This is a genomic window from Janthinobacterium sp. GW821-FHT03A03, assembly GCF_059421435.1.
Genome location: NZ_JBWKUZ010000013.1, coordinates 1 through 16,945, shown reverse-complemented (window position 1 = coordinate 16,945; position 16,945 = coordinate 1). Strand labels below are relative to the sequence as shown.

The following is a 16,945-nucleotide window of genomic DNA, read 5'->3' as shown; positions in this document are numbered from 1 at the left end:
GGGTGTCTTCATGCGAGCACACACATGACGCAAATTGCCTTCCCTAAACTGCTTTCTTCACAGATTGCATTCGATATCGCGCGCACCATCCGCGACGGCTTCGACAAGCATTACCGGCTGTTCCGCGCCAGCAGCCAGCAAGCCCGCCTGTATTTCGAGCAGGGCGCGTGGGCCGCGGCGCAAACGGCAGCCCGCGAGCGCATCGGCTTTTATGACAAGCGCGTGCAGGAATGCGTGCAGATGCTCGAAGATGAGTACGAAGAGTCGGAGTTAAGCGACGAAGTGTGGCGCGAACTCAAGCTGCACTACATTGGCATGCTGAGCGACCACAAGCAGCCGGAACTGGCGGAAACCTTCTTCAATTCCGTCTGCTGCAACATCCTGCACCGCACCTATTTCCACAACGATTATATTTTCGTGCGCCCCGTCGTGTCGACGGAATACATCGAGACGGAAGAGCTGGTGCCCACCTACCGCGTGTATTACCCAGGCAAGGACGGCTTGCGCTTCACCCTGAAGCGCATGGTGACGAATTTCCAGCTGAACTGCAAGTTTGCCGACCTGGACCGCGACGTGGCCCAGGTCGAAGCGCGCCTGTATCAGCTGTTCGGCGGCGACAGGGTGGAAGCGAACCACCAGATCCAGGTCCTGACCAGTTTGTTCTACCGCAACAAGGGCGCCTACCTGGTCGGCAAGGGCATCAACGGCAACCGCGAATACCCGTTCGTCGTGCCCATCCTGCACAACCGCCACGGCAAGCTGGTGCTCGACACGGTGCTGTTCGAACACGAGCAGATCGCCGTGCTGTTTTCGTTTACGCGCGCGTATTTCCTGGTCGATATGGAAGTGCCGTCCGCCTACGTCCAATTTCTCCGAAGTTTGCTCCCGCGCAAACCCCGCAGCGAGATTTATACGATACTGGGCTTGCAAAAACAGGGCAAGACGCTGTTTTACCGCGATTACCTGCAGCATTTAAAACATTCCTCGGACCATTTCGAGATCGCGCCCGGCATCCGCGGCATGGTGATGCTGGTGTTTGCGCTGCCGTCGTTTCCCTACGTCTTCAAGGTGATCAAAGATTTCTTTCCGCTGCCGAAGGAAACCACGCGCGCGCAAGTCAAGGAAAAGTATTTGCTGGTGAAGCACCACGACCGCGTGGGCCGCATGGCCGACACGCTCGAGTATTCCAACGTGGCCTTCCCGCGCGCCCGCTTTGCCGAGGAACTGCTGGCCGAACTCAGGCATTTCGCGCCGTCGCTGGTCGAGGAAGACCACGAGCAGATCATCATCCGCCACCTGTACATCGAGCGGCGCATGGTGCCGCTGAACATGTGGCTGAGCAATGCCGAGAAGGAGGGTCGTGATGACCTCGTCGAGCATGCCATTGTGGAATACGGCAACGCCATCAAGGAACTGGTGGCGGCGAATATTTTCCCTGGCGATATGCTGTACAAGAACTTTGGCGTGACACGTCATCAGCGTGTCGTATTTTATGATTACGATGAAATCGAGTACATCACCGATTGCCAGTTCCGCGCCATCCCCGAGGCGCGCACAGAGGAGGAGGAAATGTCGGCCGAACCGTGGTATCCCATCGGCAAGCACGATGTGTTTCCCGAACAATTCGGCAGTTTTCTGCTGGGCAATCCCCGTATCCGCAAGCATTTCATGCAGCACCATGCCGACCTGCTGACGGCCGCCTACTGGCAGGCGCGCAAGCAGCGCATCCTCGACGGCCATATCGAGGACGTTTTTCCCTATCCGCAACACCTTCGTTTCTGTAAGCAGCCGCAATCCCCACCCCCTACCGGAGATCCAAATGAATGATCCAGTCGTAATCGTCGGTGCCGCGCGCACCCCCATGGGCGCCTTCCAGGGCGACTTTGCCAACGTTACCGCCAGCGACCTGGGCGCTGTCGCCATCCGCGCCGCCGTCGAGCGCGCCGGCATCGCGCCGGACGCCGTCGAGCACGTCTTTTTCGGCAATTGCCTGATGGCCGGCCAGGGCCAGGCGCCCGCGCGCCAGGCCTTGCGCAAGGCCGGCTTGCCAGACTCCACCGGCGCCGTGACCCTGTCGAAAATGTGCGGCTCGGCCATGCAGACGACCATGTTCGCGCACGACACCTTGCTCGCCGGCAGCGCCGACGTGGTGGTGGCGGGCGGCATGGAATCGATGACCAACGCCCCCTACCTGGTGCCGAAGGCGCGCGGCGGCTACCGCATCGGCCACGGCATGATCTACGACCACATGATGATGGATGGCCTGGAAGACGCCTACAGCCGCGATGAAAAGGGCAATGCCCGCTCGATGGGCACGTTTGCCGAAGAGTGCGCCAGCCAGTACAGCTTCACGCGCGAAGCGCAGGATGCGTTTGCCATCGAATCCGTGAAACGCGCGCAAGCGGCCACCAAGGACGGCAGTTTTGCCTGGGAAATCGTGCCCGTGACTGTCTCCGGCCGCGGCGGCGACACCATCGTCAGCATCGACGAAGGCCCGCAAAAGGCCCGCCTGGAAAAAATCCCGACGTTAAAGGCCGCCTTCAAGAAGGATGGCACCATCACGGCCGCCTCGTCTTCGTCGATCAACGATGGCGCGGCAGCCCTGGTGCTGATGCGCGAATCGACGGCGAAAAAACTGGGCTGCACCATCCTCGCGAAAATCCACGGCCACGCCACGCACGCGCAGGCGCCGAACGAGTTCACCACGGCCCCCATCGGCGCGGTGAAAAAACTCTACGCCAAGACGGGCTGGAGCAGCAGCAATGTGGACTTGTTCGAGATCAATGAAGCATTCGCCGCCGTGCCGATGGCCGCCATGCACGACCTCGACATCCCGCACAGCAAGATCAACATCCACGGCGGCGCGTGCGCGCTGGGCCACCCGATCGGCGCCTCGGGCGCGCGCATCATCGTCACCCTGCTGGGCGCCCTGAAGAAAACGGGCGGCAAGCGCGGCGTGGCGGCGCTGTGCATCGGCGGCGGCGAAGCGACGGCGATGGCGATCGAACTGGTATAAGCTCTTCCTGAGCACGGGCGCGCACGGCAGTTCACGGTGCGCGCCTTTTCATTTGACTACCAGGGAGAAAAAACATGCCTACCGCATTGATCATCGGCGCCTCGCGCGGCATCGGCCACGAGCTCGTCCGTCAATACCGCCACGATGGCTGGCGGGTCATCGCCACGGCGCGCACGCCGGACGCCTGCGAGGCCCTCAAGCAACTGGGCGCCGAAGCGCACCAGCTCGACGTGACGGACGTGGAAGGCTGTGCCGGCCTGGGCTGGAAGCTCGACGATGAAAAGCTCGACGTGGCCATCCTCAACGCGGGCGTGTACGGCCCGCGCCACGACGGTTTTCCCGCGCAGGCCGATTTCGACCTCGTCATGCACACCAACGTGCTGGCCGCCATGCGCCTGCTGCCGATATTGGCGCCGCTGGTGGCCAATGCCAGGGGCAAGCTGGCCGTGCTGTCTTCGCACATGGGTTCCCTGAGCGAGCGGGGCAACCCCAGCGGTTCGCTGTACCGCGCCAGCAAGGCCGCCCTGAATTCCGTGCTGATCGACACGTCCCTCGTGCATGGCCCGCAAGGCGTCAGCTGCGTGGCCTTCCACCCGGGCTGGGTGCGCACGGACATGGGCGGCGCCGGCGCCGATATTTCCCCGGAAGAAAGCGCCGCCGGCATCCGCGCCACCCTGGCCAGCCTGCCGGCCACGGACAAGGCCGTGTTCCGCAACTACGACGGCAAGCCCATCGCCTGGTAACTCCCCGAATCCACTATAAAAATATACGAGACGACGTCCCATGATACTCAATGAAGAACAATCGATGATCCAGGAAGCGCTGCGCAGTTTTTCGCGCGAGCGCCTGGCGCCCAACGCGGCCCGCTGGGACAAGGAACATCATTTCCCCAAGGAAGAATTGCAGGAACTGGCCGCGCTGGGCGCCTTTGGCGTGGCCGTGCCGGAAGCGCTCGGTGGCGCCGGCCTCGACTACGTGTCGCTGGCCCTGGTGCTGGAAGAAATCGCCGCAGGCGATGGCGGCACCTCGACCATCATTTCCGTGAATAATTGCCCCGTGTGCAGCATCGCCATGATGTATGCCAACGATGCGCAAAAGGAACAGTGGCTGCGTCCGCTGGCGCAAGGCGCGATGCTGGGAGCGTTTTGCCTGACGGAACCACACACGGGCAGCGACGCCTCCGCCCTGCGCACGACGGCCAGCCGCGATGGCAATGAATACGTGATCAACGGCACGAAGCAGTTCATTACCAGCGGCAAGTATGCGGACGTGGCCATCGTCATGGCCGTCACCGACAAGGCGGCCGGCAAGCGCGGCATCAGCGCCTTCTGGGTGCCGACGAACACGCCAGGCTACATCGTGGCGGGACTGGAGCAGAAGATGGGCCAGCATTCGTCGGACACGGCGCAAATCCTGTTCGAGAACTGCCGCATCCCGGCGGAAAATTTGATCGGCGAAGAAGGACAGGGCTACAAGATCGCCCTGTCCGGCCTGGAAGGCGGACGCATCGGCATCGCCTCGCAAGCCGTGGGCATGGCGCGCGCCGCGTATGAAGCGGCCCTGCAGTACGCACGCGAGCGGGAAAGCTTCGGCAAGCCCATCTATGAACACCAGGCCGTGCAATTCCGCCTGGCCGACATGGCCACGCAGATCGAGGCGGCGCGCCAGCTGATACGCCACGCGGCGGCCATGAAGGATGCGGGCCTGCCCTGCCTGAAGGAAGCGGCCATGGCCAAGCTGTTTGCGTCGGAAATGGCGGAAAAAGTCTGCTCGGACGCCATCCAGGTGCACGGCGGCTATGGTTATGTGTCCGATTTCCCCGTCGAGCGCATCTACCGCGACGTGCGCGTATGCCAGATTTACGAGGGCACCAGCGATATCCAGAAAATCCTGATCGCCAGGGCCTTGTAAAAGTATTTGGAAGTAACAGTCTCGGCGCTTTTAGAAACCGTAGCGAGCAAGCCCGATATCGGATTGAGTAACGCAGCCGTACTTCGGTACGGCGAGTAACGCCGATTCGAGAGCGGGCTGCGCAGTAGGTTTATAAACGCGCCCACCAGACGAAAAAAAAGCCTACTCAGGGTAGGCTTCGTTCCAATGTATTACCAATGCTTTAATCGTGTCATGGACGCCAGTGCTATCTGCAAAGTGCCTCCTGATTTTCGGACTCCCATGCTATCTGCATGGTGACTCCAAGTGTAAATCGACCAACGTATCCGGAATTACAAAATCCACGCTTTCGCACTGTCACGCCATCGACATTACACCTGTCGGTCGCCGCGCTGAGCCTGGATGGTGAGATGATTTGTTGCCAAATCTCAATCACTGAACGGAGTATAGCACAGCTTTTTGTGCGGTGCAACAACGAATTGAAGCCATACTTTAAATCAAGTCCTTAGCGCCAGCGGCTTGTCCTCTTCGCCGCCGCGGGCCACTCTTTCATATTCGGAAATCACTTGCGCGCCCAGCAGCAGCAGGGTGGCGCCGATTTCCAGGCTGAACATGACAACGATGGCCGTCGTCATCGAACCGTACACGATATTGACCTGCGACAAGGTCGAAAAATACCAGACCAGCACATGGCGGGCGATTTCCCACAGCAGGGCCGCCGTCACGCCGCCGATCAGCGCATGCGTGATCGACAAGCGTCCCACCGGCATGACCAGGTAGATCGAGCTGAGCACGAGGATTTCGCCTGCCAGCCCCAGCATATACAGCAGCACGCCGGACACGCCTTCCAGGCCCCAGTCGTGGCGCAGGAAACGCACGCTTTCCTCGCTCATCACCTGCAAACTGCCCGCCACCACGGTGATGAGCAAGATGCCCACGCCCAGGCACAAGATGTAGCAGTACGGCAAGACTGCGGAAATGAGGAAATGGCGGCGGCGGATGGCGACGCGGTGAATGAAGATCACGCTCATGGCGTTTTCCAGCACGGTAAACGCCAGCGAGCTGAAAAACAGCATGGTCAGCAGCAGCAGCCAGCCGATCACGCCCCGGTTGTCGAGAAAATGCGCGATCTCGGCCACGATGGCCTTCGACTGGCCCGGCACCAGCCATTCCAGGTAATGGCCGATTGTTTGCAGCAACTCATCCTGCGCGATCACGTGCGACAGGGCCACCACCACCAGCATCAGCAGGGGCACGATGGACAGCAGCGAGTAATACGCGACGGCGCCCGCCAGCAGCAAGCCCTGGTTGGCGCGGAAAGCCTTGAGCACCTGCAGCGCAAAGGCCAGCGGGTGGCTGAGGATGTAGGTACTGGCGTGGCGGTTGATCATGTCGGGTGCGGTGTAGAAGGCGGCGCGGCCTCGTGCCACGCCTTATCACACTAGCATACTGACAAGCGCCCCGCTGCACCGTACGCTAGCAGACGGCCGGCTCCAGCAAGGTCAGGGTTTGCCGGTCCGCATCCAGGGTCGCCAATATGCCCATTGGTAGCGTGAACTGGTGGCGGATGTGGCCAAACGAGTAGCCGCTGACGGCCGGCACGCGCAAGGGCTGCAAATGCTGGTCCAGGGTGGCGTCGAGGCTCAGCGCCGTGTCGCCCTCGGCCGCCTCGCAATGCTCGAAGATGCCCAGCATCAAGGCCGCCGCGTGCTTGAAACCGACGGACAGGTCGAGCTGGCACAGCATGCGGTCGATGCGGTACGGCACTTCATTGATTTCTTCGAGGAAAAGGATGTGCTCGCGGAAATCGGCCGCATACGGCGTGCCGGCCAGCGCGCTGACCATGCACAGGTTGCCACCCGTCAAGCGTCCCGTAGCCTGGCCGCCATGCACGGTGCGGATGGCGAAGTTCGGCTGCGTCTGCGCGCGGCGGTGGTTGTCCAGCGCCATAGGGATCGTGTAGCTGTCTTGCGGCGTCATCAGCACATTGCGCAGCTGCGTCACCGTGTAGTCGGAAAACGTCGATGAAGCCACGGGCCCGTGGAAAGTCACCAGGCCCGTCTGGCTGGCGATGGCCAGATGCAGGGCCGTGATGTCGGAGTAGCCGATCAGCACTTTCGGATTGCGCTGGATCAAGCCATAGTCGAGCAGCGCCAGCAGCGAAATGCAGCCGGAACCGCCACGGATGGCCCAGATCGCCTTGACCTCGGGATCGGCGAACGCCGCATGCAGATCGTCGAGGCGCTGCTGCACCGTGCCCGCATAGTTGCCGTGCACGGCGCGGATGTTGCTGCCCAGGCTGGCGCGCAGTCCCAGCGATTCGATATTGCGCTGGGCCTTGGCGATGGACTCCTCATCCGTAAAGCCGCCCGGTGCGATGATGGCCACCAGGTCGCCGTCGCGCAGGCGCGCCGGTTTGATCAATGCGTGTTGCTGTTGCATGCGTTTGCCCTTTCCTTGCGCGGCCGCCGCCCATGCCGGTGTGCCTGCCGCCCCGACGGTGGCGGCCAGCAAGCCGCCGAAGCGGCGCCGGCTGAGATTGGTCTGACTGGACATGCGGCCCTTTCCTGGAATAAAAACGGCGACGCCAGGCGCCGCCGCACGAGGTTAGCATGCCGACAGGATTGCCGCCGGCATGGCCGCCTTACATGAACTTGTACTTCAGCTGGAACGACAGCGAGCGGCCGCGCGGGTCGGCCACGCGCGGGTCCCAGCCGGCGCCCACCACTTCATCCACGTTGTGCGCGGTGAACGGCGGATCGCGGTCGAACAGGTTCTGGATGCCCACGGTAATGGTGGTATTCTTGAAGCCCGTGTAGGTGCCCGACAAGTTATACGTGGTGTAGCTGGACACGTCCGGCTTGAAGCCCGGCGGCGGCATACCCTTGCCGCCGTTCGGCAACTGGTCCTTGTAGCCCGACGAGAAACTCTGCACCAGCAAGCCGCTCCAGTCGCCGCGCGACACGCCGAGACTGGCGTTATGTTTCCAGCGCAAGTACAGGTCGCGCGTATAGAACTTGCCGACCAGTTCCTGGTATTCCTGGCCTTGATATTCCGCAAACTTGAAGCTGTCCATATACGTGCCATCCAGGGTCGCCGTCCATTTCGCGTCCCGGATCTTGCCTTCGCCGCGCAAGCCCACGTCGAGGCCGCGCACGCGGCTGCCTGCCGCATTGATCCAGCCCGCCTGCACGTACTCGATGGTGCCGTCCGGATTGCGGTGGATGTACTGGTTCAGCGCCTGGTAGTTGGCCAGCACGATTTGCGGCGTGCGGTTCAGGATGCGGTCCTGGGTGTTGATGGCCCAGTAGTCGAACGAGGCGGAATAGCCCTTCACCGGTTCAATGACAAAGCCGACGCTGCCCTGCTTCGACGTTTCCGGCTTCAGGTTCTTGTTGCCGCCCGTCCTGTAGTCGAGGCGGTCGATGGCGCAGTATTCGGGCACGCCCGGATGCTTGGCGCAACCTTCCTGGTCAACCACGCCGTTCGGCAATTCCTGGCTCAGCGAACCGGAATACAGCTGCTGGAAGCTTGGCGCGAGGAAACCCTTGCTGGCCGAACCACGGAACAGCAGGAAATCGGCCGGCTGGTAGCGGAAGGCCACTTTCGGATTCGTCGTCGCGCCCACCAGGCTGTAATCGTCGCGGCGGATGGCCAGCTGCATTTCCAGGTCTTTCATGACCGGCACCAGCAGCTCGGCATACACGGCCTTGACGGTGCGGCTGGCGTCGCTCAGTGCTGCATTGCCTGGCGCCAGCAGAATTTGCGTGGCATCGACGTCTTGCGCAAAGTTATAGCCTTCGCGGCGGAAATCAAAACCGGCCGCCACGGCCAGCGCGCCGGCCGGCAGCTGGAACAGCTCGCCCGAGACGGAACCGTCGATCTGCGTCAGGGTCGTCTTGCCGTGCTGGAAGGCGCCGCGGAACTTGGTCGATTCGATCAATTGCCTGGCCGCTTCCGTCTGGCTCTGGCCGGCGCCCACCCACGGGTTGATGATGCCCGTGGCCAGGGCCGCGTACAGCTTGTCCGTGTAGGAATAGCCATCGGTCAGCTTGGTCTTGGTACTGCTTTCCGCACGCGAAATGCCGGCCTTGTAATCCCACTTGCCGAAGTTGCCTTCAAAACCCAGCAGCACGCGCGCATTGTCGGTCGTGTTTTCCTGCGTGCGGTTGCCCACGTCATTGGCGCGCCATTTGTAGGAAATCGGTTTGCTCTTGTCGAACGTCGGGATATAGGCCGACAAGTCCTGGTAATACGCGCCGCCGACCGGATACAGATTCTTGTTGGCGACGGTCGCCTGAACCTGCATCGGCGTCAGGATCGCCGTGGCCTTGGTGCGCGAACCGAGCACTTCGACAAACATGCGGTGGTCGGGCGCCAGCTGGAAGGTGCCGCGCGACAACAGATTGGCCCGCTCTACGGGGAATTGCAGCACATAGTCGGCGCCATAGTCATAAGCGCACGAATACTTGGTGCGCAGCGGCGAGGTCACGTCTTTCCACAGTTCCGTCTGGTATTGCGACATGCCGGGAATCGTGTCGCACTTGCTCTGGAAACTCAGCGGATTGGCTTGCAAATACACATTCGGATCGCCTGGCAAAGTATAGCCGCCGATAAATTTCCCTGGATTTTTAGGATCAGGAATCTGCAAGGCCGTACCCGGGCCCGACAATTGATTCGCGAACGGCGTGCCCGTGGTATCGGGCGACAGACCGCGTTCCGGCTGGAAGCCATTGACGAAGGAGCGGTCACGGCCATTGAGCTGTTGCGCTTTATCAACCGTCAGGCTGGCCATGATGTTGTAGCGGTCCGATTCCAGCGAGCCCGTGCCTGCCAGGATGGAGGCGCGGCGCGTGGCGCCGCCGCCGGCCTGCGTGTCATTCGTGGAAACGGATGCTTCCACGCCGCTGTAATTGGTTTTCAGGATGAAATTGATCACGCCGCCGATGGCGTCCGTGCCGTAGATGGCCGAAGCGCCATCCTTGAGGATTTCCACGCGTGAAATCGCGCCCAGCGGGATCGAGTTCAGGTCGACCGACTTGCCGCTGGCGCCGTGCGTGGCGATGCGGCGGCCGTTCAGCAGTACCAGGGTGCTCGACGGGCCCAGGCCCCGCAGCGAGGCGAACGAAGCGCCGCCACTGACCCTGTCCGCATCGGCGCCAAACACGTTATTGCCCGAAGTCATGTTATCGGCGCCCGTGCCGTTGGCCGACAAGGTGCGCACCAGTTGTTCGGCCGTCGTGATGCCCTGCTTTTCGATCTGGTCAAAGCTGATGACTTGCACCGGCAGCGCGCCTTCCTTGGCGACGCGCTTGATGCTGCTGCCCGTCACTTCGACCCTTTGCATTGCTGATGGAGCCGCTTCCTGTGCCATCACCGGCCCCACCACCCCCATCAATGCCACCAACTGCGCTAGTTTCTTCAATTTCACTGGTCTCTCCTTGTTGGGCAATCGAAGCTTGAGTTCTCAAGCTCAGGCTGTTTTGTAAGGTCGCGGCGTCTGTCTCGCAGTACATTTTTTTATGACGCCAGCGCTTTACTTTATTTGTTTTCATTTTCAGAGTAGCGCGATGCATCCGGGCCCAGCCAATGAAAAATGCTTTCCTAACCATAACTTTTTGGAATGAATGCCCTTTCCAGCGACGTGGTCACTTGCCTGCGGGGCGGCCCTTGGCGGGATCGACGTCCAGATAGCGCCAGGACGTGAATTCCACGGGGTGGCGCCTGTAGTTTTTTAGCCACGGTTGCTGCAGGTCGGCAGAGATGGGATGCGTCAGCAGCACCCACGGCGTGTAAGCGTGGATCAGCTGAAACAGGTCGAAGTACAGACTGCGTCGGCGCGGCGTATCGGATAGCAGGCGCGCCTCCTCATAGCGTTTATTGTAATCGGGCAAGTTGAAGCGGGCATAGTTGGCGCGGCCGACGTTGCCGCCATACAACAATTGCATAAAGTTATCACCATCGGGGAAGTCGGCGATCCAGTTGGTCTCGAACATCTGCACCTTGCCCAGGCGCGAAGCCTTGATGATTTCCGTCTTCTTGTCGCTTTTAAACTCCACGCGCAGGCCGATGGCGTTCAGGTTGCGCCGCCACAACTCATCGCGCAGCCGCCCCACCGTGCTCGGCTCCGTATGCATGGTCAACATCAAGGGCGTGCCGTCCGGCTGCGTGCGGAAGCCGTCCGGGCCCGCCTTGTAGCCGAAGCGCTCCAGCAGGGCGCGCGCCAGCGCCGGATCGTAGCCGACGGGGCTGCGGTAGTGCTTGTCGTAGCCGAGCACATTCGGCGGCAGCGGCGACTGCGCCGGCAAGGCCAGCCCCTTTTTTAATAGCGCGATGTCTTCGCGGCTGTTGTAGCTGAGGGCGATGGCACGCCGCAGGGCCAGCTTGTCCTTGCTCGTGCCGCCCAGCACGGGATCGTCCATATTCATCCACATGTAATACGTCTGCAGCACGGGAAAGCGCGTCAGCTGCAAACCCTTGGCGGCCAGCGCCGGTTTCAGGGCGCCGTTTTCCAGCACCATGTCCGTCATCGATTCCGGCACTTGCTCCAGGTAATCGAATTCGCCTTTCAGGAATCCCAGCATGCGCGATTGATATTCCTCAACGATGCGCACCTCGATGCGCTCGACCAGCGGTAATTGCCTGCCTTCCAGCGCGGCGGCGATGGCGCGCGCATCGGCCGGCAAGGCGGCCAGCGCCTTGGTTTCCGTATGGAACACGGTGGGGCGGAAAGTCGGGTTGGCCTGCAGCACGATCTTGTCGCTGCGTTTCCACTCCTTCACCAGGAACGGTCCCGTGCCCACGGGGTGGTTGCCGACCTGCCCCGGCGCCGCATACGCTTCGGCCACTTCGCGCGCCACCACGGCAGTGGCCGGCATGGCCAGGTAAAACAGGAAATTCGGATCGATGGCGTTGAGGCGGATGCGCAGGGTGTATTTGTCCAGCGCCTGCAAGCCGGCGATCGGCGTGTCGTAGCTGAATTTGGCTTTCAGGGCCGCATCGCCCACCAGCTTGTCTTCCAGCAAGAACAGCCATGGCGACTTCAGGCCGGGGTCATACAGCCGCGTCAGGCTGTAGACGTAGTCCTGCGCCGTCACTTCGCGCGGCCGGCCCTTGAAGGCGGGATCGGGGGTAAAGAAAATACCGGGCTGCAAGTGAAAGGTATACGTGCGGCCGCCATCTTCCACGGTGGGCAAGCCGCGCGCCGTGTTGCCCTGCAACTGCACGGGGCGCGCCAGGTAGTCATAGCGCAGCAGCGGGTCAAAGATGTTTTCCATCAAATTTAAACTGGCCAGGTCCGACGCCACGGCCGGGTCCAGGCCCGTCTCGCTGGTGCTCAAAAACAAGTGCAAGGTCTTGTTCGCGCGGGCATCGGTGGCGGCATGGCCGGGCGCGGTAAATAGCGTCAACAGGGCCAGGCCGGCGGCGCAGGCGGTTTTGCGTAAAAACATCATCAGTGATCCATTGCAGACAAGGGTAAGGAACGGCGATAAGCGACGGGCATCCCCCACACTACGCGGGCAAGCGACGGGGCGCCAATGAAAACAGGCTGCCAGCTTATAACTTTTTGGCATGCGATTGCTGCATTCTTTCATCAACTCGTATCGGGCTGCCTCTATACTTTGCTTGCAGCACCTTTTCACCTCCCCGAAATACAGAACTGATCGCATATGGCACTTAATTACATCTGGTCCGGCTTTTTCCTCGTTGGCTTCCTGGCCGCAGTGCTGCAGTGGCTGTTTCTCGGCGATACCGATATCTTCAAGCGCATCATTGACGGCACCTTCGAAACGGCGCGCATGGGCGTGATGGATATCGCCCTGCCGCTGGCGGGCGTGATGACCTTATGGCTGGGCATCATGAACATCGGCGAAAAGGCGGGCATCGTCGGCTGGCTGGCGAAAGTCATCGCGCCCTTCTTTTCGCGCATCTTCCCGGAAATTCCGAAAGACCATCCGGCCACCGGCCACATGGTGATGAATTTCTCGGCCAATCTGCTGGGCCTGGACAATGCGGCCACGCCGTTCGGCCTGAAGGCCATGGAAAGCCTGCAGACCTTGAATCCGAACAAGGAAGAGGCGACGAATGCGCAGATCATGTTTCTGGTGCTGCACACCTCGGGCCTGACCCTGATTCCTCTGGCCATCATGGCGCAGCGCTCGATTCTCGGCGCGGCCGACCCGTCCGACATCTTTATCCCGTGCATGATCGCCACCTACGTCGCCACCATGGTCGGCATCATCACGGTGTCCATCAAGCAGCGCATCAACCTGCTCAACAGGGTCGTGCTGGGCTGGATGGGCGGCATGACGAGCGCCATCGTCGCCATGATCTGGTACTTCACCCAATACCTGACGAAGCAGGAAATCGAGCTGGTCTCGAAGGTGGTCAGCAACCTGGTGTTGATCAGCGTCATCGCCATCTTCATCATCGGCGCGCTGCGCAAGAAGGTGAACGTGTACGACGCCTTCATTGAGGGGGCGAAGGGCGGCATCCAGACCTCGATCACCGTGATTCCCTACCTGGTCGGCATGCTGGTGGCCATCAGCGTGATCCGCAACGCGGGCGTGTTCAATTTCCTGATGAGCGGCATGAACTGGTTCTTCGCCAACCTGGGCATCAATACGGACTTCGTGCCGGCCCTGCCGACGGCCATGATGAAGCCGCTCAGCGGCTCCGGCTCGAAAGCCATGATGATCGACGCCATGAACACCTACGGCGTCGACTCGTTTGTCGGCCGCCTGGCCTGCGTCTTCCAGGGTTCGGCCGACACCACCTTCTATATCGTGGCCCTGTACTTCGGCTCCGTCGGCATCCGCAAGACGCGCTATGCCATCACGGCCGGCCTGATCGCCGATCTGGCTGGCGTGATCACGGCCGTCTTCGTTGCCTACGTCTTTTTCCACTAAGGAGCGCCATGTTTCGTCCCATCCTCATCGCCGCCTTGCTGGCTGGCATAGGCTTGTCCAATGCGCAGGCGCAACTGCCCGAATCCGTCAGCCTGCTGCTGCGCAGCGCGAATATTCCCGAAGACGCCATGGGCGCCATCGTCTTGCGCGGCAACGCCACCGTGCTGTCGCATGGAGCTGAGCGCAGCATGCAGCCCGCGTCCACCATGAAGCTGGTGACGACGGCCGTGGGCCTGGAGCAATTAGGTCCCATCTTCCGCGGCCGCACGGAACTGCGCACCAGCGCCGACGTCATCAATGGCGTACTGAAGGGCGACCTGATCCTGCGCGGCGGCGCCGACACGGATTTCAACGCGGACGTGCTGGCGCACATGCTGCAAACCCTGCGCAACCAGGGCATCGTGAAAATCAAGGGCGATCTGATCCTCGACCGCCAGCTGTTCCAGCCGGCCCGGCCCGACCTCGGTGCGCCACCGTTCGACGAGTCGGCCGAGTTCCGCTACAACGTCATCCCCGATGCCTTGTTATTGAACACCAATCTGATCGATATCAACATGAACTCGACGGACCGGCAATTGAGCATCCTGATGCAGCCGGCGCTCGAGAACGTCAGCATCACGAGCGACATGAAACTGGTCAAGAGCAATTGCGCGCGATGGGAAGATGGCTGGCGCCCGCCCGAATACCGGCGCGATGCGGGCGGCAAGCTGCAGGTGATACTGCACGGCACCTTCCCGCAAAATTGCAGCAAGGCCACCAGCATCAATGTGCTCGACCGCAATGATTATGCGGACCGGCTGTTCCGCGCCACCTGGAAACGCCTGGGCGGCGCGATCACGGGCACGGTGCGCGAAGCGCCGTTGACGGGCTTGCCGCCGACGGCCGAACCGGTGGGCACGCGCATGCTGGCCGACCATGTGGCGCGCGCCTTGCCGGAAGTCTTGCGCGATATCAACAAGACCTCCGACAACACCCTGGCCCGCACCCTGTTCCTGAGCCTGGGCAGCTTGCAAAGCGATGGATGGCTGGGCAGCCGTCCCGTCGCCATGGCGGCGCCGGAAGACACGGCCACGCGGGCGCGGCAAGTGATCCAGGAATGGTTCCAGCGGCACCATATCGACACCCAGGGCATGCTGGTCGACAACGGTTCCGGCCTGTCGCGCACGGGACGCATTGCGCCAGCGCAAATGGCCGGCGTGCTGCAGGCGATGCAGCAAAGTCCGTGGGCGCCCGAGTTCCAGTCCAGCCTGCCCATCGTCGCGCTGGACGGCACCATGCGCAAGCGCCTGCTGAACAGCCCGGCCGCCGCGCGCGCCCGCATCAAGACGGGAACATTAAAGAATGTCGTGGCCATCGCCGGCTATGTACCTGACGCCAACAACCAGCTATGCGTGGTCGTCGCCATGATCAATAGCGACCTGGTGGGCAACGGCAATGGCCGCGCCGCCGTCGATGCGCTGATCGAGTGGGTGGCCAGGAGCGGCGCCACGCCGGCGGTGGCTGGCCAATAAGGCCGCTGCAGCGGCCTAGCGTGGTGCGCCGGCAAAGGCCAGGCGCAGCACATAGGCGGCGACGGCGCCGATTAGCAGGATCGTCACCAGCGACGCTTCCACACCGAAGGCGCCGCCCGTCAGCATGACATTGCCGGCCAGTTCGCCGCGCAGCAGGCCATCCGTGGCCGCATGGCCCGATACCGTCGAGGAAAATACCTGGCTGACACAGTAATTCCAGCCGACATGTGTGCCGATGCAAACCCACAGGCGGCGCGTCCGCATGTACAGTGCGGCCTGCAGCACGCCATAGGTGACAATCGCGGCGATGGCCAGCAGCGAAAAACCGGCATTGGGCAAATGGGCCAGGGCGAACACCAGCGATGAAATCACGATGGCGGCCTTGCTGCCCAGCGCACGTGCCGTCACGCCGAACAGGATGCCGCGAAACATCATTTCCTCGGCCATGCCGACCAGCACCAGTTCGGCCAGCGGTAGCAACAACGCGGCATGCACGGCATTGACGCCGCTCAACTGATATACGCCCTGCGCTGCCAGCACGACAAAGGTGAGGCAGACCAGCCCGGCGCCAAGCAGCAGTCCACGCCCCAGTTCACGCGCCATGCCCGGCATTGCCAACTCGGTCGGCTGGCGCTTTTCGATGTGGCGCACATAGAAACGGTAGCCGCACCACACCAGTATTGCCGCCAGCAACTGCGGCCACAAGATGCGGTAGGGCTTTTCCACCAGTTGCGAAGCGATGCCCATCACCAGCGGTATCCCGGCAAAGGTGAGAACCATGCCCAGCACAATCTGCACCAGGGGATAGGCCATCAAGCGGGCCAGAGGGGATTTTTTTGTTGCCATGCTCAGGGTGCTGTCCATCGTCGCTTTCCTCAGATAGTTTTCAGGGCGTTGTTTTTACCTGCTTGCTTGTATCCCGGATGCGCTCGCCAAATGAGCGCTGTTCCAGCATCGTGATGGCTTGCGCCAGGCATGTGGATAAAGGAAATGCCAATTCCGCATCCAGGCTGTCGGCAGCACACTTGGTCGCCTGCCAGCAAGTTTGCAGGCGGGGCAGCAGTGCCTCGCCCTTGCTGCTCAGGCGTACCACGCGCTGGCGACCATCCTCGCCATCGGCAGCCACCAGCAGCAAGCCTTCCTTTTTCATCAGTGCCACCGTTTGGGTGACCGCTGGCTGCGTGATGCCTGCCAGCTCAGCCAGCTGGCCGATGGTCGCGCTCTGCTGTTGCGCCAGCACCCGCATCACGGGCGTGTAGCGTGGCCGATAATCGAGGCCAGCGTCCGCGTAGGCTTGCTGGACGGCGCCGTCCAGCAGTTCGATCAGGTGGCGTAGTTGTGTTCCGAGTCCTTGTTTCATGTAACGATAGTAACAGCATTTATATAAGCACTTATATAAATGCTGAAAGTTGTTGTATTTTATGCACACCAGGTGGGTGCCTGAAAAGGAAAGGAGTGGCAAGGAAGCGCCAGACGAAAAAAAACCCGCTCATTGCTGAGCGGGTTTTTTTCTAGGTGAAACAGCCGGCGGCTGTTTCAGCAAATAACAAGCCTGACGATAACCTACTTTCACACTGGTTGCAGCACTATCATCGGCGCAAAGTTGTTTCACGGTCCTG

The 16,945-nt window shown here is 61.5% G+C and carries 12 protein-coding genes; 6 read left to right on the top strand and 6 right to left on the bottom strand.

Annotated elements, in window-relative coordinates:
* The first annotated feature begins 24 nt into the window (after positions 1 to 24).
* From aceK to AC07VI_RS20525, 4 genes are all read left to right on the top strand, one after another.
* Entirely contained in the window at positions 25 to 1,827 is a 1,803-nt protein-coding gene (aceK, locus tag AC07VI_RS20540) for a bifunctional isocitrate dehydrogenase kinase/phosphatase (RefSeq protein ID WP_086148087.1), read from the top strand.
* The gene (locus AC07VI_RS20535) at positions 1,820 to 3,016 is read left to right on the top strand and encodes an acetyl-CoA C-acyltransferase (protein ID WP_099375456.1); all 1,197 of its coding nucleotides are present in this window, start codon (positions 1,820 to 1,822) and stop codon (positions 3,014 to 3,016) included. Before aceK ends, AC07VI_RS20535 begins: the two co-directional genes overlap by 8 nt.
* Positions 3,017 to 3,090: 74 nt before the next feature.
* The gene (locus tag AC07VI_RS20530; protein WP_086148089.1) at positions 3,091 to 3,759 is read left to right on the top strand and encodes an SDR family oxidoreductase; all 669 of its coding nucleotides are present in this window, start codon (positions 3,091 to 3,093) and stop codon (positions 3,757 to 3,759) included.
* A 40-nt stretch (positions 3,760 to 3,799) separates the two neighbouring features.
* A complete protein-coding gene (locus tag AC07VI_RS20525) occupies positions 3,800 to 4,927 on the top strand; it encodes an acyl-CoA dehydrogenase family protein (RefSeq protein ID WP_086148090.1) in 1,128 nt (375 codons plus the stop codon).
* 476 nt (positions 4,928 to 5,403) lie between these two features.
* On the opposite strand, the gene AC07VI_RS20520 is transcribed toward AC07VI_RS20525, so the two are convergent.
* The 4 genes from AC07VI_RS20520 to AC07VI_RS20505 all read right to left on the bottom strand — a co-directional run bounded on the left by AC07VI_RS20520 (position 5,404) and on the right by AC07VI_RS20505 (position 12,357).
* Entirely contained in the window at positions 5,404 to 6,297 is an 894-nt protein-coding gene (locus AC07VI_RS20520) for a YihY/virulence factor BrkB family protein (protein WP_086148091.1), read from the bottom strand.
* A gap of 85 nt (positions 6,298 to 6,382) precedes the next feature.
* A complete protein-coding gene (locus AC07VI_RS20515) occupies positions 6,383 to 7,462 on the bottom strand; it encodes a S66 peptidase family protein (RefSeq protein WP_086148092.1) in 1,080 nt (359 codons plus the stop codon).
* Between the two features lie 88 nt (positions 7,463 to 7,550).
* Positions 7,551 to 10,337: a TonB-dependent receptor gene (locus tag AC07VI_RS20510; RefSeq protein ID WP_492991897.1), complete on the bottom strand. Its 2,787-nt coding sequence runs from the start codon at positions 10,335 to 10,337 to the stop codon at positions 7,551 to 7,553.
* A 217-nt stretch (positions 10,338 to 10,554) separates the two neighbouring features.
* Entirely contained in the window at positions 10,555 to 12,357 is a 1,803-nt protein-coding gene (locus AC07VI_RS20505; protein WP_086148098.1) for an ABC transporter substrate-binding protein, read from the bottom strand.
* A gap of 219 nt (positions 12,358 to 12,576) precedes the next feature.
* Here AC07VI_RS20505 and AC07VI_RS20500 point away from each other — a divergent pair, with 219 nt between their 5' ends.
* Positions 12,577 to 13,815: a nucleoside recognition domain-containing protein gene (locus tag AC07VI_RS20500; protein WP_034753725.1), complete on the top strand. Its 1,239-nt coding sequence runs from the start codon at positions 12,577 to 12,579 to the stop codon at positions 13,813 to 13,815.
* 8 nt (positions 13,816 to 13,823) lie between these two features.
* A complete protein-coding gene (dacB, locus tag AC07VI_RS20495; protein WP_492991900.1) occupies positions 13,824 to 15,326 on the top strand; it encodes a D-alanyl-D-alanine carboxypeptidase/D-alanyl-D-alanine endopeptidase in 1,503 nt (500 codons plus the stop codon).
* A gap of 15 nt (positions 15,327 to 15,341) precedes the next feature.
* On the opposite strand, the gene AC07VI_RS20490 is transcribed toward dacB, so the two are convergent.
* Together AC07VI_RS20490 and AC07VI_RS20485 are read right to left on the bottom strand one after the other, a co-directional pair.
* A complete protein-coding gene (locus tag AC07VI_RS20490; protein ID WP_492991902.1) occupies positions 15,342 to 16,190 on the bottom strand; it encodes a CPBP family intramembrane glutamic endopeptidase in 849 nt (282 codons plus the stop codon).
* Between the two features lie 22 nt (positions 16,191 to 16,212).
* Positions 16,213 to 16,686, bottom strand: a complete 474-nt coding sequence (locus tag AC07VI_RS20485) for a MarR family winged helix-turn-helix transcriptional regulator (RefSeq protein ID WP_086148097.1) — start codon at positions 16,684 to 16,686, stop codon at positions 16,213 to 16,215.
* Positions 16,687 to 16,945: the final 259 nt, after the last annotated feature.